This window comes from Zavarzinella formosa DSM 19928 (assembly GCF_000255705.1).
Lineage (GTDB): Bacteria > Planctomycetota > Planctomycetia > Gemmatales > Gemmataceae > Zavarzinella > Zavarzinella formosa.
Map to the genome: position 1 here is coordinate 359,285 of NZ_JH636443.1, position 18,937 is coordinate 378,221.

Here is an 18,937-nt window from a genome sequence, read left to right on the forward strand (position 1 = left end):
GTCACATTTGACGGAAACATCACTGATCACTCCCTCGTGATGAACTCATCCAAATTCAACAGCACTCTCGCCACCATCACCCACGGGGCCAATTCCGGCGCGTCGGGGGAAAGTTTCTTGGCCTCGGCCGGGTTGGCGGTCAGTTCGGATTGTTGGCGGCCGAGGAAAACTGTCAGTCGGGCGAGTTCTTTCGCCGTCGGCTGGCGGCCCATGCACAGTTGAAAGCCGTGTCGGAGTTTCGCCGGGTCGTCGCCGCCGCCTTCTTTGACAATTCTGGCCGCGAGGGCTTGGGCATATTCATAAAACGCGGAATCATTGAGTAACGTCAAGGCTTGCAGCGGAGTGTTGGACCGGGTTCGGCGGGTGCAACTGGTGTTGGCGTCCGGGGCGTCGAAGATCACCAGTTGCGGATGGGGGGCCGAGCGCCAGAAATAGGTGTACATCCCCCGGCGATAACGCTCTTCGCCGACGCTGGCTTTCCAAGCCTTGTCCACTTGGGTGAAGCGGTAAACCCCCTCCGGTTGCGGCGGGAAGACGCTCGGCCCGCCGACTTTTTCGGAGAGCAATCCGCTCGCGGCCAAGGCCACATCCCGCACCACCTCGGCATTCACGCGGATGCGGTTTTGCCGGGCGAGCAGCAGGTTCCGGGCGTCGGTTTTTTCCAGTTCCGGGCGTGCCTTGGAAGATTGCCGGTATGTCGCGGACAGCACAATTTGCCGGTAGAGTTCCCGCATTGACCATTTCTTCTCGACGAACGTCGCGGCCAGATAATCCAGCAATTCCGGGTGGCTCGGCTTGGTTCCCTGCGTGCCGAAGTCATTTTCCGTTTCCACCAAGCCGAGGCCGAAGAGTTGGCCCCACACGCGGTTGACCGTCACGCGAGGCGTCAGCGGGTTGGCGGGATCGACGATCCATTTGGCGAGATCGAGCCGGTTCTTGCTCGCTTTCCCGGCGGGCAGCACGGCCGGGAAGCCGGTCCCCACCTCCACGCCCTTGCGGGTGAAATCTCCGCCAATCAGGATGGTCGTCTTTCGGGGAATCTTCCGCTCGCGCACGATCATTGTCGTGATGGCCGAGGGTTCTTTCTTTTGCAGGTCCGCGCGGGCTTTTTCCAACTCCAACCGGGCGGTCAACAGATGGGCGTTGGTCGCGGCCAGCATCGGGTTGGTCAGCCCGCCGAGGACATGCCGGGTTTGGTCGAGGCGGCGATGAGCCACCTCCAGTGTTTGAAGTTGTTTGACACTACGGCCATTCGGAGCGACGCCGAAGATGGCCGCCACAGGCTTGGGGAGCAAGTGCCGGGTATCATCCCGCAGGCTTCGCTCCCACTTCTCAATGGTTTCGGGCGAAGTCGGATCGAGTTGGTTCAATGCCTTCTCGACGGCGGCGAGCCTCGCCCGGATGTCGGCGCGGACCTTCGCGGCATCCTTGTCAATGAGCTCCAGATTCGGTTCATCCACGTTGTTGAAGAACGCAAAGAATTGGTAATACTCACGCTGGCTCAGCTGATCGAACTTATGATCGTGACACTGACAGCAACCCACGGTGAGGCCGAGCCAGACGCTCCCGGTGGTGTTCACACGATCCACGACGGCGTCAATGCGAAACTGTTCCACATCAATGCCCCCTTCCTGATTAATCATCGTGTTGCGATGAAAGCCGGTGGCTGTCAGTTGTTCCGGCGTGGGGTTGGGAAGCAAATCCCCGGCGAGTTGTTCGATGGTGAAGCGATCAAACGGCATGTCCGTGTTGAAGGCGTTGATCACCCAATCGCGGTACTTCCAGATGGACCGGCCGGCGTCGATGGTGTAGCCGTTCGAGTCTGCGTAGCGGGCCGAGTCGAGCCAGTGGCGGGCCTGCATCTCGCCGTAATGCGGCGATTTCAACGTGCGATCAACCAGCGACTCGTAGGCGGTTGGTGACTGGTCCGCGAGAAACTCGGCCACCTCGGCCGGTGTTGGCGGCAGGCCGGTCAGGTCCAGTTTCAACCGGCGAATGTAGGTGACGCGGTCAGCCTCCGGTGATGGCGTGATGTTTTCTTTTTCCAATCTCGCCAAGATGAAGCGGTCAATGTCGTTCCGAACCCACGGCGTATTTTTCACCATCGGAACCGAAGGCTGTTTGATGGGTTGAAATGACCAGTGAGTGCTTTTCACCGGCCCGCCGGAAGCGATTTCGGGCGTCGATGGTCCGGCAGCACCCTCGTCGATCCAACGCTTCAACAAAGCGATTTGTTCTTTGGGCAGTTCCCCTTTGGGGGGCATTTTGGCCAAGTCGTGCGAGCCGGTGATGGCCCAAATAAGCGGACTATCCGCTGATTTTCCTGACTTGAAAATTGGTCCGGCGTTGCCCCCTTGTTTGATGCGGACAAAAGTGTCCAGCCGAAGCCCGGCTTTTTCCTTTGCCGCGCCGTGACAACTCACGCAATGGGCGGCCAGCAGGGGCTTGACCTCCCGCGAATAATCGACGGGGGCTCCAAAAACCGGGATGGCAAGGAAGAGATTCGCAAGAAACAGTCGAATAAGAGCCATGATGTCGGCCCGGCGGGGTAGGTGGCAGTCAGTCAGCCTGAGCAAAAATCATTCTACACGACGGCCGGACAGCGTGCATTCCTCAAGATGGCCGGGAACACGGCAAACCATCTCACCCGCCAGTCGGGGAAATGTTGATCGTCGAAGGACACTTGGTTTTGAGAACGTCCGTCCGATAATAAAACGGGCGTTTTTCGGGCCGGTTGTCGCGGTTGCGCCGAATGTGACGGACTCGCCGGATGAACAAGCCGATTTTGGGGACTGAATGATCTCCCGACTTGCCCAAACCACGGGGAAAACACCGGATCTCCGTTTGACGAATCAGGCGATGGCGCGGTACAATCTTTTTTTCCATTAATCCATAGATCCGCTTCATTTCGAGACTTTTCCAATGAAATCCAACCGTGGCAGCCTTGGTTCACGCGCGACTCGAAAACACGCGACCAAACCACCAAAGCTTCGTGTGGAAACCCTCGAAAATCGCGACGTTCCCAGTGCTTTCTTGCCCCTGTCCGGCCCGCAGGAGGCGGCCCCCGCTCAATTTGTCCAACAGTGGAATGACAGCGAGTCAACGGACGCATCGGGCAACACAGCCTGCGGGATTCCCGTGGGACCGCCGCCGTCATCTAACAAAACCGTCGGCCCGATGGCGGTCGCGGCCGCGCCTTTTCCGCTGTCCCAGACCTTTAATCTGCACAGTGTGCCCGGCGCCACCAAGGTGATCTATTTGGATTTTGACGGCAACACCACCTTGGGGACGCAATGGAACACCACCTATGCGGCGGGATTGAACAACCCCATCGTCACCCCGGCGTTCAACTTCGAGGGCTCATCGTCGACCTTTTCCGCCAATGAACAGACACGAATCCAGTTGATCTGGCAACGTGTTGCCGAGGATTACGCTCCCTTCAACGTGGATGTCACGACGGAAGACCCCGGCGTGGAAGCCCTGCGAAACACCGGTGGAGGAGACACTCATTGGGGCAAGCGAGTTTGCATCGGCGGCAGCTATCAAGACTGGTACGGGACATCGGCCGGCGGCGTGGCCTATTTGAACACCTTCGCGGCGAACACGGACACGCCTTGCTTCGTGTTCGCGCAATCCCAGTCGAATGATGAAAAAAACATCGCCGAAGCCGTGAGCCACGAAGTCGGCCACACCTTTGGCCTGAGCCACGACGGCACCTCCAGCCAGAGCTATTACGCGGGACAACAGGGCACCAATTCCCCCGGTTGGGCTCCCATCATGGGGGTCGGTTACTATCAACCCGTCACCCAATGGAGCAAGGGACAATACCCGGACGCCAACAACCAAGAGGATGATCTGGCGATTATCGCCAATGCGACCAACGGGGTCGGCTATAAGCAGGATGACGCCGGGGATTCCATTATCGAAGCCACGCCCCTGGCCGCCGTCGGTTCTACAGTCAGTTTTAACGGCATCATTGAACGCACCACGGACGTGGACGTGTTCAGTTTCAACACGGGTGTCGGCAATGTGTCATTCAACGCCGATCCGTTTCTGTATGCCCCGGACCTTGACATCCAGATGGAGCTGATCGATTCCAGCGGAAACGTTCTGGCGTTGAACAATCCGACCACGAAAAGCACGGCGTCGATGTCCGCCGCCATCACCAACTTTACGATCCCCTCCGCGGGCACGTATTACATTCGGATCTCCGGCGTCGGGGCCGGCAACCTGGCCACCGGATATTCGGATTACGGGAGCCTCGGCCAATACACGCTGACCGGGAGCATTGTCACCACGCCCTCCCTCAATGATCTGGAAACGACGCCGGTCACTTATCTCGAAGATCAAGGCCCCGTCACCCTGACGGACACCGCCACGGTCTCCGATGATGACTTTATCAGCTCGGCGACGGTGACTCTTGTCGGAGCCCAGCCCGAGGATGTCCTGCAGTTCACGGACCAAAACGCCATCAGCGGATTTTACGATTCCGGCACGGGCATTCTGAGCCTGTCGGGCGACGACACGCTGGCGAATTACCAGGCGGCCATCCGTTCCGTGACTTATGTCAATCTGCTGGACAACCCCGTCGCCGGTTCCCGCACCGTCGATTTCCAACTGACCGACAGCAGCAACAACCTCAGCCCGGTGGTGACCCGCACGCTGAACATCGTTCCGGTGAACGACCCGCCGACGCTCGACCCGATCAATGATTTGACGATCAACGAGGGGGCCGGTCTTCAGACGGTCTTCCTCACGGGAATCTCCGCCGGCGGCGAGCCGGGACAGACGCTCAGCGTCACCGCCACGTCGAGCGACACCACCCTGATCCCGAACCCGGCCGTCACCTACACCAGCCCGGGCGTGGGTGGCAGCATTTCCTTCACCCCGGTGGCGAAGGCCTTCGGCTCGGCGATCATCACTGTCACCTTCACCGACAACGGCGGCACCGCCGATGGCGGAACCGACACCTTCTCCCAACAGTTCATGGTCACCGTGAACCCGGTGAACGACGCGCCGACCTTCACCCTGGCCCCGGAGGTCTATGCCGCGAAGAACGCCCCGGCCCAAACCGTCCCCAGCTTTGCCACGAACATTAGCGTCGGCCCGCCCAACGAGTCGGATCAGACGATCGCATTCACGGTGACGGCCGACAACACGACTTTGTTCACCCCCGCCGGACAGCCGGCCATCTCCCCGGACGGCACGCTGACGTTCACCCCGGCGGCCGATGCCACCGGGCTGGCCACTGTCACCGTATACGCCCAGGACGACGGCACCACGATGTTCGGCGGGGTCGACACCAGCAGTTCGAAAACCTTCCTGCTCTATCTGGGTGTGAACCGGGCGCCAAAGCTCGACCCCCTGGCTTCGCCGCTGCTCTTCCCCGTGGCCTCGGGCACGACGACCCCGCAACCCACCCCCGTGGGGGTGTTCGGCGTTGTCGGTGCCTCGGACGCCGATCCCGGCGACGTCCTTGGCGGGATCGCCGTGACCGGCGTGGACAGCACCAAAGGCCAGTGGAGTTACTCGATCAACGGAACAGTCTGGCTGCCGCTCGCCGGAAGCCCGTCGGCGGCCCTGTTGCTCACCCCCCAGACGTTGGTGCGATTCTTGCCGACGACCCCCGGCTTCGTTGGCTCGGCCAGCCTGACTTACCATGCGTGGGACCAGACGACGGGCGCGGTCGGGAATGTCGTCGATCTCACCGCTCCGAACAGCACCGGCCTGACCACGGCCTTTAGCACCACGACCCTGGCGGCGACGGTTCGCATCGCCCCGGTTGTCGCGACCGTCCTGGAGGACACGGCGTCCACCGGCGTTCTTCTGTCCGTGTTATCCGGCAACATCACGGACCCGGACGGCCTGGCGGCCAAACGCGGCATCGCCGTTATCGGCGCTGGCGGGTCAGTGGCGGGTCATTGGGAGTTCCTCGTGAGCGGCGCGTGGAAGCCCTTCGCGGCATTCGGCCCGACCACGGCAACGCTGCTTCGCAGCACGGATCGCGTCCGGTTCGTGGCCGACGCCAATCAATCCGGCGAAGCCTTCCTGACTTTCCGGGCGTGGGACCAATCGTCCGGCACGGCCGGGACGACCGTTGACCTGAGCAACCCGGCGAGCGTCGGCGGCAGCAGCCCCTTCAGCGTCAAGACGGATTCAATGTTTATCCGTGTCACCCCGGTCAACGACCGCCCGGTGCTTGACGTGGCGGCCACAGCGGCCCTGACGACGACCGCCCAGACCGACAACGACCCCGTCGGCGACCTTGTCTCGACCATTCTCGGGGCGACTGTCACCGATCCGGACCCCGGCACGGTCCCCGGTATTGCGATCACCGCCTATGGCAAAACAGGCGGAACCTGGCAGTATCAACTTGCCAGCGGCGGCGGATGGCAGCCCCTTCTTCCCGTTTCGGTGACCAAGGCCTTCTTGCTCGGCCCGACAGACCGCCTGCGATTCCAGCCTGACGGATTCTTCCTCGGGCGCACAACCATTTCCTACAAGGCTTGGGACCAGAGCAGCGGGGGCACGGCGGGCGGCACGGCGAACTCCAGCCTGACCACGGCGTTCAGCACGAGCGTGAAGACAGCCACTCTCGATGTGGTGGATTCCGTTCCGTCGCTGCCCGCCAACCACGCCCCCGTGTTGAACGGCCTCCCGGCGACTCTCACGCCGGTTCTCGAAGACAGCAAGCCGAGCGGCGATCAACTGGTCGTCCCGCTTAGCAACGGGGCTTTGACCGACCCGGATGACCCGGCGGCGTTGCGCGGCATCGCCGTGACCGGCGTGACGGGCGCATCCACCGGTGTCTGGCAGTATGCGGCGAACGGCAGCACGGTCTGGAAGCCATTCGGAGCCGTCTCGCCGGAAAACGCCCTGCTCCTGCGGGAAACGGACCGGATTCGCTACCTGCCGAACCTGAATTTCAACGGAACCGCGACGGTAACCTACCGTGGCTGGGATCAAACTCGTGGAACGCCCGGCCAGTACGCCAATCCCTCCCTGCCGGAGAACACGGGCGGCAGTGCCCCCTTCAGCACGGCGACCGTCACCGCCACCGTGAACGTCACCCCTGTGAACGATCCTCCGGTGTTGAACACGACGCCGACGCCGACGCTGACCGCCCTGACACCGGGCACGGCCAATTCGGCGGGCGACTTGGTCTCCAAACTACTCGGGACCGCCCTGACCGACGTGGACGCCAACTCCCTCCAAGGGATCGCCGTCACGGCCGCTCCTTCCACAAAGGGCAACTGGCAGTATCAGTTGAACAGCGCCGGCCCTTGGATCAATATCACCAATGTGAGCGCCGCCAAGGCCCTGACCCTGCGGGATATCGACCGGGTCCGGTTCGTGCCGGCTGCCGGATTCACGGGAACGCAAACGCTGAGCTATCGCGGCTGGGACCAAACGTTCGGAGTGCCCGGCAATGTCATCGACACGGCGGGCAACACGTCCATCAGCGCGGCCACTGAAACGGCCAGCATCACGGTGACCACCGCCAACAGTCGGCCGGTGTTGAACATCACGCCGGTCGTGACGCTCCCCTCCCTCGCGGTCAACGACAAGACATCGGCGGGAACAGTCATCTCCGCGATGCTCGGCACGTCGGTGACGGACGCGGACGCGGGGACGGTCCCCGGCATCGCCGTCGTATTTGCAGACAACAAGAACGGAGTCTGGCAGGCCTCGGTGAACAACGGCCCGTGGTTCGCCATCGGAACCGTGAAGGTGACGGACGCGGTGCTTCTGAAGGGTTCGGACAAGATTCGCTTCGTCCCGAACACCGGCTATGTCGGGCCGACCACGATCCAGTACAAGGCGTGGGATCTCAGCGACGGAACTCCCGCCGGCAACGCCTCGACCGCCGGTTCCACCGCCTTCAGCACGGCCATCGAAACCGCCACCCTGGCGGTGAACAACGCCCCGGTGCTGATCGTGCCGTAAGCCCGCTGATCGTTGAAAAGTCCCGGCGGGTGCTTCTCCCGGCCCGGCCGGGGCCATAACCTTTTGGTCTGTGGATCGACGGTCGGGGTTTGCGCGGGGGAGTTGACTGGTGAATCGTGCGGATGAACGGGTAATCTCGGCCCGGTGGATATTTCCCGTGGATTCGGCCCCCCTGCCCGGCGGGACGATCACCGTCCGCGACAATCAGATTGTCGCCGTTCTTCCCCGCGAGGATCGCACGCCGGACGAATCCCACGACCATGCGGTGATGATTCCCGGCTTGGTCAACGCCCACACCCATCTCGACCTTTCCCGGCTTCGCAGCCAAACGCCCCCCCGCCTGCCCCTGACGGACTGGCTCGGGGAAGTGATTGCTTTTCGCCGGAAAACCTCTGGAGATTCGGCCCTCGACGCCGTGCAATTCGGGCTGGCCGAATCCCTTCGATTCGGAACCACCCTGATTGGTGACATCGCCGGGGGCGGCCTCTCATGGGACGCCTTGGCTGCCGCCGGGGCATGGTCCGTCTGTTACCACGAAGCGTTGGGATTGACGGAGAAACGGGCCGAAGCCGCGTGGGGAGAGGCCGCCGACTGGCTGCGCTCCCGGCCGGACTCCCGAAGAGTGCGAGCCGGGTTAAGCCCCCATGCCCCGTACAGCGTGCATCGGGCCATCATCGAGGCGGCGGCCCGCATCGCCCCGGTGAGCGTGCATTTGGCGGAATCGCCGGAAGAACGGGAATTGCTCGAAAAACACGCCGGAGAATTTGTTCCCTTCCTCAAAAAGTTGGGCGTCTGGGAACCAACCTCGCTGGCGCCGAGTTGGGACTGGATCGCGTGGCGGTGTTCGCGGGCCGCGCATGCCCTGCTCGCCCACGGAAATTATCTTCCCCCCAAAACCCCCGTCGGCGCCCAATCCACGCTCGTGTGGTGCCCCCGCACCCACACGGCCTTCGGGCACCCGGCGTATCCGCTGACGGCCTTTCTCGCGGCCGGGCATCGCGTGGCCCTTGGCACCGATTCGCTGGCGTCCAACCCGGACCTGGACGTGCTGGCCGAGGCGAGATGCGTCCGCGAGAGCCACCCCGATGTCGCCAACGACACTATTCTGCGGATGGCCACCCTCGACGGGGCGACGGCGATGGAGATGGATCACGTCACCGGCAGCCTGACGCCCGGTAAATCCGCCGACCTCGCGATCATCCCCGTGGCCGACGCCGACCCGGCCGACCCGCACGACTTGCTCTTGCGGTTGCCCCTGCCCGAAAAACCCCGCCGGACAATGTGGCGGGGAACATGGCGGGATTGAAACGGTTTCCTTGAAAAAGACTCGCAATGTCCGAGGCAAGCGGCCATCATCCAACGGACTCGATCCCCCTCAACGGTGAATCATGAAACAACCGGCAGACATCAAGGGCCTCGGGCCGGGCGTTTATTATGCGCGTGAAGATTATGCGAGTTCTTTTGTCCGTTTGCTCATCATTGTGATCGATCTGGCGATCATCATCGCCCTTGGAGTCGTTCTTTACTTTGCTTGCAAAGAGATCATCACGGACAAGGACGATGCCGCCGATTGGTTTTTCTGGTCTTGGTTTGGTTTGACATACGTTTACTTGGTTTTCATCGAATCATCCCCGCAGGGGACATTCGGTTTCCTTCTCACGGGAATGAAAATCGTCAGCCTCAACGGGGAACGGCCGTCATTCCTGCGGATGACATTTCGCTTGATGATGTGGCTGCTTGGCCCGTTTCATCCGGCGATTGACTTTCTCTGGTTGAGCGGAGACCCCGACCGGCAAACCCTGCGGGATAAATTTGCGGGGACATATGTGGTTCGCAAGAATGCCGTTCCTTGCGGAAAAGGCATCGTCGGGTTGAGACGATACTTCTTGTTTGGTTTCGTCGTGCTATGCCGCGAAGTCCAACGACGGCAGGCAAACACTCATGATCTCGGTGAAAGCCCTCCGGCAAAGAAATAAGCGGAGAGCGGCCATTTGCGCGGCCATCCGGTATCCGCGTGTCACTCGCCCCGGAGCAGATCGTCCCAATCAGCGGCCTCAAGGATTCGCTCGCCCAATCTCGCCAGCCGGGCCGGATCTTCGATGGCGTGCAACGCCCGGATGATGGTTTCGTCCGGCTGACCAAATCGCTTGGTCCCCTGAAGCATCAACAGGTTATGCTGCCCTTCCCGAACCCCTTGCGTCCGGCCTTGGCTCAGACCCTGGCTCAAACCTTTTCCAAGGATTTCTTGGTAAGTGGTCGATTCTTCCAGCAACATGCTCAGTCTCCGATACATTTCCGCGACTCGTTCCCGCTCATACCGCAGGCCGCATAAGACGTAGGACGATCCCAGAAGACTCTTGACGGCCGTTTCATCAACCCGATGGTCCCGTAGGCATTCCTGAAGACGGACCAGCGCCCTGTCCAAATCGGCGTCGGCCTCGTCCGTCAGCAACGACAACGGAGCCAGGCTGACGCCGCCGTCCAGCCAGTATTGCGACGGATGTTCCCATACCCTCACCACATGGTAACGAAACTCGGCAATCAGGTTTCCGCTGACGCCGAACCGTTGATACACGCCCGTCTGATCGCCGGCCAACGCCTTGGGTCGCAACAGGATCAGCACGGTTTCAACGGGCAGCAACCCATGCTGATGGGAGATCAGGGTATTGTACCGCATCAGTTCGGCGGGGATACCCAGCCGCGAGCCGGACTGCAATTCCAGATGCAGCAACGAGGGGCGTTCGCCGTTGATGCGAAACACCTTGTCAGCCGTCAGCGTAGTGGCCAGATCGGTGTCGAGCGGGACACTCGGGCCGGGCGGGATGCCGGCCAGCCGGGCGAAGTGGGCCGCCCATTCCCCCGGCCGGAGGTCGATCATTGAATTCAAGGTCGCGTCAAACGGCTTGGACATGGCTGACGAACCTCCTTTTCACGAATCAGAATAACCGGCCGGATTCTTTGAATCTCCCCAATTCTGAGAGACTTCTGAGAGTTCTCAGATTCTCATGAGTGGTTGGGGCGGCGGGCGCGTTCCCTTGTCAGAACTGGATTCACTTCGGCCATCCTTCATGGCTTATTTTCAGTTTCGAGGGAGTCATGCGAAAATATATCCTCATTGGCCTTGTTCTGGTCGGCGCGGTTGGGACAGGCACAATGCTATTTTTGAAACACTCAAGCGGCCCGGCGATCACCTTTCGCACGGAACAGGCCAGCCGGGGAGAGTTGCTGGCGACCGTCGGCGGGACCGGCACCCTGGAACCCGAGGACGTGATCGATGTCGGCTCGCAAGTCGCCGGGTTGATCCAAGATTTTGGAACCGGGCTGGACGGCAAACCCATTGATTACGGCTCGCCCGTGGATGCCGGGACTGTGCTGGCCCGGATCGACGACAGTCTGTTCGCCGCCAAGGCCGAGCAATCGCGGACGCTGCTCAAATCGGCCGAGTCGAAGGTGGTGCAAGCGAAGGCCAAGGCCGAGGCGGCCGTCGCCAACACCAACAAAGCGAGGGCGGACTGGAAGCAGGCCATCGCCCGCTCCAATCAAAGCACCCGCGACTGGGACCGGGCCAGAAGCCTCAAGCCGACCGGGGCCATCGCCGATTCCGAATTCGATGCCGATCAAGGAGCGTTCGAGATCAACGTGGCGGCCGTCGCCTCGTCCGAGGCGGCCATCAATCAATTCGTGGCCGCCGAGGCCGACGCCAAGGCGGCCGTCGGAGACGCGGAAGCGGCCGTCGCCACCGCGAAGGCCATCCTTCAGCAAGACGAGATCAATCTCGGCTATTGCGTCATCAAGTCCAACGTCAAGGGAACCATCATCGACCGGCGGGTGACCATCGGCCAGACGGTGCAGGCGTCGTTCAACACCCCGAGCTTGTTCCTGATCGCCAAGGATCTTCACCGAATGAAGGTCTGGGCGTCGGTCAACGAGGCAGACATCGGTCAGGTGAAAGTCGGCCAGCCGGTTCGGTTCTCCGTGGATGCCTACCCGACGGAGACCTTTCAGGGAACGGTCGGGCGAATCCGGCTCAACGCCACCAACACGCAGAACGTGGTTGTGTACACCGTGGAAGTGGTCACCGACAATCCGGACGGCCGGTTGCTTCCTTACATGACGGCCAATCTCAAGTTTGAGGTGGATCGCCGGAAAGATGCCCTGCTGGTCCCCAACGCCGCCCTGCGTTATCGGCCGGCAGCGAACCTGATCGCAGGCGGCACTGCCTCGCGAGCCAAAGACGGTGACAAGGAAAAGCCGGGGCAGGGAGTGGTGTGGGTCGCGGAAGGAAACAAAGTGCGGCCAATCACCGTCAAGCTCGGCCTGACTGACGGGAATTTCACGGAAGTGTTGGACGGAGAGTTAAAGGACGGAATGGCGCTGGTGGTGGCCGAGGCCCGCAACGCGGCGCCTGCCTCGGCGGGGGAAAATCCCTTCGCCCAACAACGGGCCGGCGGCAAAAAGCAATAACCACCCAACCAGCGGGAGAAACCATCATGGAACTCATTACCGTGCAAGATGTGTGGAAGACCTATCGCGTCGGCGGTGAGGACGTGCCCGTCCTCAAGGGCGTCTCCATGAATGTCCGGCGCGGGGAACTGGTCGCCCTCACCGGGTCGTCCGGCGGCGGGAAGTCCACACTGATGAACACCCTCGGCTGTCTCGACCGGCCGACCGCCGGGAAGTATTGGCTGGACGGAGTCGAGGTGTCGGAAATGTCGGCTGAGCAACGGGCAGTCATCCGGGGCCAAAAGATCGGCTTCGTCTTTCAAAACTTCAGCCTGCTGCCCCGCACATCGGCCCTCGACAACGTGCTGATGCCCCTCACTTATGCGGTGCCTCGGGCGAACATGGCCGAGGGCCGCCGGAGAGCCATCGCCCTGCTGGAGCGAGTCGGGTTGGCCGAGCGGATGGACCACCACCCCTCGCAACTCTCCGGCGGGCAGATGCAGCGAGTGGCCATCGCTAGAGCGTTAATCAACAACCCCGCCCTGTTGCTGGCAGACGAGCCGACAGGGAATCTCGATTCAAAAACGAGCATCGAGATTCTGGATATGTTCCGAAAACTCAACGCGGAAGAGGGTCTTACCATCCTGTTGGTGACCCACGATCCGAGCGTCGCCGCCACCGCCGGGCGGGTGGTTCGCATGAAAGACGGGCTGGTGGAATCGGGAGCCTTCTCCGCTCTGCCGCAATCGCCGCTCACCCCTCAAAGGGATTAATCATGACTATTCTGCCTCCGACATTCGTTGTGGCCGTGCTGGCCTTGCGACGAAACTTGGTCCGCTCCGGTTTGACGACTCTTGGAATTGTCATCGGCGTCGGCGCGGTGATTGCGATGGTGGAGATCGGCCAAGGGTCCAAGATGGCCGTGGCCGACAGCATCCAGAGCCTCGGGGCCAACAATCTGCTGGTGATGCCGGGGCAGGCTTCCAGCGGCGGCGTCAGCTTCGGCGGCGGTTCCAACCCGACGCTCACGCCGACCGACGCCGAGGCGATTGTGCGGGAAGTCCCTTCGGCGGTGGCCGTTGCCCCGGTGGTGCGGGCGAGGACGCAAATCATCGCCGGGGGAAAGAACTGGGTTCCGCTGTACATCTATGGAACCACGTCGGATTTCCTGACTGTCCGTGATTGGGGAGTATCCGAGGGCAGGGCCTTCACCCAGCAAGAAGGCGCCGGAATGAGCGGCGTGTGTCTGATCGGCAGCACCGTCGCCCGTGAATTGTTCGGCGGCGCCCCCTCGGCCATCGGGCAAACGGTGCGGGTGAACAACACCCCGTTGCAAGTCATCGGCGTGCTGGAATCGAAGGGGGCGAACACTTTCGGCGCGGATCAAGACGATATCGTGCTGGCCCCGTGGCGGACGATCAAGTTCAAGGTGTCCGGCCAGTCGGCCCAGACCGCCAACCAAAGCGCCGTCGCGGCGGCGGGCGTCACCGGGAATTCCAGCACCCGGTTCCCGAGCCAGCAGCCGGCTTCCTATCCGTTACAATCGGCCACGCAAGTGACTGACTATCCGGCCCCGCCGTTGCCCACATATGTCGATCAGATTTTGGTGCGGATCGGCGACGAGTCGGAAATCGCCGGGGCCATGAAACAGATCACGGTCCTGCTCCGGGAACGCCACCGGGTCCGGGCCGATCAACCGGATGACTTTAACATCCGGGACACGGCCGAACTATCGAATGCGGCCCTCGCCACATCGCAATTGATGAGCGGATTGTTGCTGGCGGTGGCGATGATTTCGCTCATCGTCGGCGGGGTGGGCATCATGAACATCATGCTGGTGTCTGTCACCGAACGGACGAAAGAAATCGGCCTGAGAATGGCCGTTGGGGCGAGGCCGAAAGCCATCTTGTGGCAATTCCTCGTCGAAGCGGTGGTGTTGTGTCTGGCCGGGGGAGCCATCGGCGTGCTAGTCGGCTGGGGCGGTTCGTGGATGGTCCGCACGTTCCTGCATTGGAGAACGGAACAATCCATTCCGGCTGTGCTGGCCTCTGTGGGCGTGTCCGCATTCGTCGGCGTGGCCTTTGGTTTCTATCCGGCGTGGAAGGCCTCGCGGTTAGATCCCATCGACGCGCTGCGATATGAGTAGGTCGATGGCCTCAACGCCGTCAGCCTTTGCCTCGCCGAGACTTTCGGCCGCTGGTGGCGTCGTTTGCTTCTCGCATTAACCGATACCCAAAGATGGCCACGGAACCGGCCGACAAGGCGAACAGAGTAACGCCGATCCAGCCGACGTGACCCGCCAGTCTTGAACTTCCCTTTTCCCCGGCGGTGTACTGAACGGGTATCTTGCCGTTCACCGGCGGGGGCCAGTCCATCGGAACGGTGTCTGTGCCGGTGCGTTTGGTGCCGTCCGGTTCGGTGAAGGCATATTCAACAGTCAATTGGCGCCCCCCGCCAAGCCCAAACCGACCTCTCCGGTTGATCTCGAAGACTTTTTCCACATTGGCTTGAGTGTTCCGACCGCCAAGCAGATAAATGAGTTCGTTCCAACTCACACAACCGCTGGCCAAAAAGACCACGGCCGCGCCCAACAGCCACTTCGCGCGGGCGGTTTCATTATCCGAATCCATCGTGGTCCTTGTTCTCCAGCTCGTGACGACAAGGTCCGCACACGACCCATCCAATTGTGAAGCGCGATTCGAGTCAATTTATCCAATCAGACAAGTGATTGTTTGGCCGTGAGCCAGTGGCTTGCTGAGTTATTGAATAAATTTTGGCAGGGTTTGGGTAGAAATGAAAAATGACCGGCCGGTCGTCCGGAAACCGTCGCCCACTCGGTGTCCAAACAGTCCCCGGCCGGTCGTTAGAAAGCTTACACAAACAGATGAGAGGACGCAATCAAATTTAGGGGAATATTTTGAATAAAAACGAAGGACCGAAAACATGACGATTTCGTTATCCAGTAACAGTTTAGGTAAGATGAGAATTGAGATCGCCGACACGTTCAAAATGAGGCAAAAGAGGCCCAAATGACTGCCTGGTCAAGGCCCGATATTGCCGTTCAACCGCTCATACGGTTTGCCCGGTTTGAACAGACGGGCGGGGAAATAAACGGTGACACCCTCGCGGCCGTAACTCCACTCGATTGGTCCTTTGTTGAATCGTCCGCTCAGCAGTGGCGGCCCGAACAGCCGTTCGATCCAATCCGGGCCAACTCCCGCTTCGACAGCGAAGATGATCGCCGCCCCTTTGGCCCCGGCCATGATTGTGTTGGGTTTGCCGCCGCTAGCATAGGCGGGGCCGATGTATTCGGCGTCCGAGAATTGAACGGGGGAGGCTGACAGGCAGCAGAGGGCAATCAGAAGCATTCAAACACCATCGGCGAGGGGGACCACGAGGAATTGGGTCGCACGATAAGACCCGCCCGCCGGGGCGTCAAGGCCGTTCACTCCTTGAGAACCATGTCGATGGTCAGCGCGCCCGCCAGGAGGAGCAGCGTGGTGTTCTCATCGGTCACATCGTCGTTGACGCCGACAACATAGTTGTCGGACGAGGTGAACAGTTCCTTGGCCAAGCCGGCCCACTTCTTGGAAATCTTGCCGAGTTCTTTTTGCTCCGGCGTGAGCATCTTGTATTCCTTGGCCTTCCAGTTCCCCTTGAGTTCCGCGATGTGTTTTCCCTCGGGGGTGTAGATGTCGAAGCCGCCACCCAGCGAGAATCGCTTGCTGAGGAAATAGCCGAGTTGCTTGTTGTCGGCATCAAAGACCGCAATCTTGGGGCGGCCGAAGAGCGCGAGCGGCTTTTGAACCTTGAAGACCAACTGTTCCTTGGTGTCCCGCATCTCGATCAGCGTCGGGGCCTTCTCCTTGAAAATCATCCGCATCAACATGCTCGGCTTTTCTTGCGCGAGGCCGACTTTTTCTTGGGTATCCGGATTCAGGATGTCATAGGCGTTGGATGTTTTGAACATCCCGGTTCGTTCTTTCACAAAAAATTGTCGCATTTTGAGCATGACGCCAATCTCCTTGGGGGGTGGGGGATCAATTGGAGAGACGACGCTCAGGATAGAATCAGCGGTTGTAACAGCAAGATATGTTTGATTTTGAAGATTTGATCACACTTGTAGCCGAATTCAGCCCGGTGTGGCGGGCCAAAGGGTCAAATCTCCCGCAATCCAGCGGTTCCTGTCTGCCATATCGGGTTGAGCCCGGCTCTAACCAAGCGCCATTCGTCCTTCAGACCAAGGTCGTTCGAGGGCGTTTCACCCGGCCCCTTCGGGCCGGGATGTGTCAGCCGGGCTTTTAAACCGGAAAACCAAAACGAACAAGCGAGTGAGCTTTCTTTCGAGGACAATCACGGCGTTTCATTCAGCGTGTCGATGTCTTCATCGCCGCCGAAGTCGAAGTCATCCTCGGACGAATTGGCGTTGTAAGTGTCGGCCCCGCCGCCGCCTTGGGCGTAGTCAGCGCCCAGGCCGGTGGTGATGGTGTCGTCGCCGAGTTCGCCGAAGATGGAGTCGTTGCCGTCCCCGCCGTCGATGCTGTCGTTGCCCTGGCCGCCGTAGATCGTGTCCAAGCCGTCGCCCGCAATGATCGTGTCGTTCCCCAAGGCGCCGAAGATAATATCGTTGCCGGCCCCGGCGCTGATGCTGTCGTCCCCTTCGCCGCCGTCGATGCTGTCGTTGCCCTGGCCCGTGGTGATGACGTCGTTTCCAGATTCACCGAACACGGTGTTCGTGCCGTCCCCGGCATTGATCGTGTCGTTGCCGAAGCCGCCGAAGATGCTGTCGTTGCCGATCCCGGCGATTACGGTGTCGTCTCCGTCGTCCGCGAAGACGGAATTGTTCCCGTCGCCCGCGTTGATGTTGTCATTGCCGTAGCCGCCGTACACGGTGTCGTTGCCGAGACGGGTGGTGATCGTGTCGTTGCCGTCCATGCCGAACACGGAATCGTTGCCGTCCCATGTGCTGATCTTGTCGTTTCCGGCCTCGCCGTAGATCAGGTTGTTTCCTTTGGTGCCGACGATGGTGTCGTCGCCGTTGCCGCCGTGGATTTCGGTCGGTTGAGTGATGACCCCGGCGAAGCCCGTGTGCCCTTGGTTCGCGTTGATGTTGTCGTTGCCGTCGCCGCCAAAGATCTTGATGAGGTGGAGATCAAAGCCCAGCACGCTCGGCACACGGGTGTTGCCTTCTTTGATGCTGACGGGAATGCCGTTGTTCGTGACGGTGACATAATCGCCCGCCACGCCGATCACGATGTTGTCGGCCAGCCGGGAACCGGTGACCGTGAGGGTGCCGCCGACAAATGTCGCGTTCGCCAAAGCGATGGCGGGAACAATCCGTTCGTTCAATTCGACAAGACTCAAACGGTTGCGATTGTCGGCAGACATGCGAGGTAACTCCAGTGAATTTTGATCGTCGGGAAAATTTTTGCGGTCGATTAACGGTCTGTTCGTCCATCCTGACAGCACCGCTTGAGGAGACAAATTCGATCATCGGGAATTTCCGGAAAAACCGGGTCTGGATTTGCCGGGAGCAACGGTCAAATTGAATGAATCGCTGGTGTGAATCCGGCCAATCCGGCTGATCCGCTACAATCTTCCCAACAGGCAAACGCATCCCAGGAGACGACGGTGAGCCAACGCACCCCGCGAATGGAACAAATTGAAGCCCTGCTGGCCGACGACCCGAAAGACAGCTTCCTCCGTTATGGCCTCGCGATGGAACACGCGAGCATTGGCCAGGAAGAAACGGCCGCCACGCTTCTACTCGCCCTGATCGCGGACACGCCCTATGTGCCGGGCTTCTTGCAAGCCGGTCAAATCCTGAATCGTTTGAACCGCGTGGATGAAGGCTGTGACGTGTTGCGCCGGGGAATCGTCGCCGCCAAGCAACAGGGAGACTCCCATGCCGAGGGAGAAATGACCGGATTTCTGGCGGCGATGGAGTGAGGGTTAGGCGCTTGGCCGGAGTTGATTGCCACTTTCATTGAGGGTTTTGGTCTCCGCCGAAGATCCCCCTCCGGCTCTCCCTTTCCTCTCTCATTGCGTCTCGGAAACCATTACCCATACGACAAATTCGGCGGGCCAGGCAGCGGCGAAGGGATCAAGCCTGACAATCATGTTTTCGGTTCCTTTTTATGGGGACACCCAACATGACGAGGCAGGATTGGCGCGTGTGGCATGCTCGGAAAATTAGAGTGGATTTCAAGTTGGCATAGCGTCCCGCAGAGCCGCAAACGCTTTCCTTGACTCTCTCTCCCAACCCATCATACGCCATCAAACACGGCCATCGCCCGTCGGGAAACCGTTGGACCGGTGGAAATCGCGGTACCCTCGCTGGCGCGTTTTGAAGTTGCGCTTTTTGCTGAGGAGAGTGGGCCGGGATAGAAAAACGAGACTCCCCCGGCCGGATCGGTTGGGCCGTGAGGCCGGGTGATCACCAACCGGAAGGAGTCTCGGTCATGATTGTGCAAGAAGGACTCCCCGGAATCAAACAGTTTCTTCGTCCGGCCGGCCTGAGTCCCCGGGCGCTCGGCCTGGTGATTCG

13 protein-coding genes are annotated in these 18,937 nt (G+C 60.7%); 7 read left to right on the forward strand and 6 right to left on the reverse strand.

Annotated features, from left to right (window positions below):
* Positions 1-26 precede the first annotated feature (26 nt).
* The gene (locus BGIM_RS0126885; protein WP_020472806.1) at positions 27-2,531 is read right to left on the reverse strand and encodes a PSD1 and planctomycete cytochrome C domain-containing protein; all 2,505 of its coding nucleotides are present in this window, start codon (positions 2,529-2,531) and stop codon (positions 27-29) included.
* A gap of 391 nt (positions 2,532-2,922) precedes the next feature.
* Here BGIM_RS0126885 and BGIM_RS58340 point away from each other — a divergent pair, with 391 nt between their 5' ends.
* From BGIM_RS58340 to BGIM_RS0126905, 3 genes are all read left to right on the forward strand, one after another.
* Positions 2,923-7,947, forward strand: coding sequence for a M12 family metallo-peptidase (locus BGIM_RS58340; RefSeq protein ID WP_020472808.1), 5,025 nt, complete (start codon positions 2,923-2,925; stop codon positions 7,945-7,947).
* Between the two features lie 109 nt (positions 7,948-8,056).
* Positions 8,057-9,253 (forward strand): amidohydrolase family protein, encoded by a 1,197-nt coding sequence (locus tag BGIM_RS52575; RefSeq protein WP_020472809.1) that lies wholly within the window; start codon positions 8,057-8,059, stop codon positions 9,251-9,253.
* Between the two features lie 82 nt (positions 9,254-9,335).
* Positions 9,336-9,923: an RDD family protein gene (locus BGIM_RS0126905; protein WP_020472810.1), complete on the forward strand. Its 588-nt coding sequence runs from the start codon at positions 9,336-9,338 to the stop codon at positions 9,921-9,923.
* 41 nt (positions 9,924-9,964) lie between these two features.
* On the opposite strand, the gene BGIM_RS0126910 is transcribed toward BGIM_RS0126905, so the two are convergent.
* Positions 9,965-10,858 (reverse strand): RpnC/YadD family protein, encoded by an 894-nt coding sequence (locus BGIM_RS0126910; RefSeq protein WP_020472811.1) that lies wholly within the window; start codon positions 10,856-10,858, stop codon positions 9,965-9,967.
* A gap of 185 nt (positions 10,859-11,043) precedes the next feature.
* On the opposite strand from BGIM_RS0126910, the gene BGIM_RS0126915 reads away from it, so the two are divergent.
* Genes BGIM_RS0126915 through BGIM_RS0126925 form a run of 3 tightly spaced genes read left to right on the forward strand, consistent with a single transcriptional unit; the run spans position 11,044 to position 14,536 of the window.
* Positions 11,044-12,411 carry an efflux RND transporter periplasmic adaptor subunit gene (locus BGIM_RS0126915; protein ID WP_020472812.1) on the forward strand — a complete coding sequence of 456 codons (1,368 nt, stop codon included), beginning with the start codon at positions 11,044-11,046 and terminating at the stop codon, positions 12,409-12,411.
* Positions 12,412-12,437: 26 nt separating this feature from the next.
* Complete coding sequence (locus BGIM_RS52580; protein ID WP_052640017.1) at positions 12,438-13,163, forward strand: ABC transporter ATP-binding protein; 726 nt, start codon at positions 12,438-12,440, stop codon at positions 13,161-13,163.
* Between the two features lie 2 nt (positions 13,164-13,165).
* Positions 13,166-14,536 carry an ABC transporter permease gene (locus tag BGIM_RS0126925; RefSeq protein ID WP_029630602.1) on the forward strand — a complete coding sequence of 457 codons (1,371 nt, stop codon included), beginning with the start codon at positions 13,166-13,168 and terminating at the stop codon, positions 14,534-14,536.
* 19 nt (positions 14,537-14,555) lie between these two features.
* Here BGIM_RS0126925 and BGIM_RS0126930 read toward each other — a convergent pair whose 3' ends face one another.
* The 4 genes from BGIM_RS0126930 to BGIM_RS58345 all read right to left on the reverse strand — a co-directional run bounded on the left by BGIM_RS0126930 (position 14,556) and on the right by BGIM_RS58345 (position 17,778).
* Positions 14,556-15,020 carry a hypothetical protein gene (locus BGIM_RS0126930; protein WP_020472813.1) on the reverse strand — a complete coding sequence of 155 codons (465 nt, stop codon included), beginning with the start codon at positions 15,018-15,020 and terminating at the stop codon, positions 14,556-14,558.
* Positions 15,021-15,431: 411 nt separating this feature from the next.
* A complete protein-coding gene (locus BGIM_RS0126935; protein WP_020472814.1) occupies positions 15,432-15,758 on the reverse strand; it encodes a hypothetical protein in 327 nt (108 codons plus the stop codon).
* 77 nt (positions 15,759-15,835) lie between these two features.
* A complete protein-coding gene (locus BGIM_RS0126940; protein WP_020472815.1) occupies positions 15,836-16,402 on the reverse strand; it encodes a phospholipid scramblase-related protein in 567 nt (188 codons plus the stop codon).
* 341 nt (positions 16,403-16,743) lie between these two features.
* Positions 16,744-17,778 (reverse strand): calcium-binding protein, encoded by a 1,035-nt coding sequence (locus BGIM_RS58345; protein ID WP_020472817.1) that lies wholly within the window; start codon positions 17,776-17,778, stop codon positions 16,744-16,746.
* A gap of 243 nt (positions 17,779-18,021) precedes the next feature.
* Between BGIM_RS58345 and BGIM_RS0126955 the strand changes: the two genes are divergently transcribed.
* Positions 18,022-18,339 (forward strand): tetratricopeptide repeat protein, encoded by a 318-nt coding sequence (locus BGIM_RS0126955; RefSeq protein WP_029630604.1) that lies wholly within the window; start codon positions 18,022-18,024, stop codon positions 18,337-18,339.
* The last annotated feature ends 598 nt before the right edge of the window (positions 18,340-18,937 follow it).

Excerpts from the sequence above, each read along its gene's own strand:
- BGIM_RS0126940 (WP_020472815.1), bottom strand. The coding sequence starts at position 16,402 with ATGCTCAAAATGCGACAATTTTTTGTGAAAGAACGAACCGGGATGTTC.
- BGIM_RS52580 (WP_052640017.1), top strand. The coding sequence starts at position 12,438 with ATGGAACTCATTACCGTGCAAGATGTGTGGAAGACCTATCGCGTCGGC.
- BGIM_RS0126885 (WP_020472806.1), bottom strand. The coding sequence starts at position 2,531 with ATGGCTCTTATTCGACTGTTTCTTGCGAATCTCTTCCTTGCCATCCCG.
- BGIM_RS0126910 (WP_020472811.1), bottom strand. The coding sequence starts at position 10,858 with ATGTCCAAGCCGTTTGACGCGACCTTGAATTCAATGATCGACCTCCGG.
- BGIM_RS0126930 (WP_020472813.1), bottom strand. The coding sequence starts at position 15,020 with ATGGATTCGGATAATGAAACCGCCCGCGCGAAGTGGCTGTTGGGCGCG.
- BGIM_RS58340 (WP_020472808.1), top strand. The coding sequence starts at position 2,923 with ATGAAATCCAACCGTGGCAGCCTTGGTTCACGCGCGACTCGAAAACAC.
- BGIM_RS0126935 (WP_020472814.1), bottom strand. The coding sequence starts at position 15,758 with ATGCTTCTGATTGCCCTCTGCTGCCTGTCAGCCTCCCCCGTTCAATTC.
- BGIM_RS0126905 (WP_020472810.1), top strand. The coding sequence starts at position 9,336 with ATGAAACAACCGGCAGACATCAAGGGCCTCGGGCCGGGCGTTTATTAT.
- BGIM_RS0126915 (WP_020472812.1), top strand. The coding sequence starts at position 11,044 with ATGCGAAAATATATCCTCATTGGCCTTGTTCTGGTCGGCGCGGTTGGG.
- BGIM_RS0126925 (WP_029630602.1), top strand. The coding sequence starts at position 13,166 with ATGACTATTCTGCCTCCGACATTCGTTGTGGCCGTGCTGGCCTTGCGA.
- BGIM_RS58345 (WP_020472817.1), bottom strand. The coding sequence starts at position 17,778 with ATGTCTGCCGACAATCGCAACCGTTTGAGTCTTGTCGAATTGAACGAA.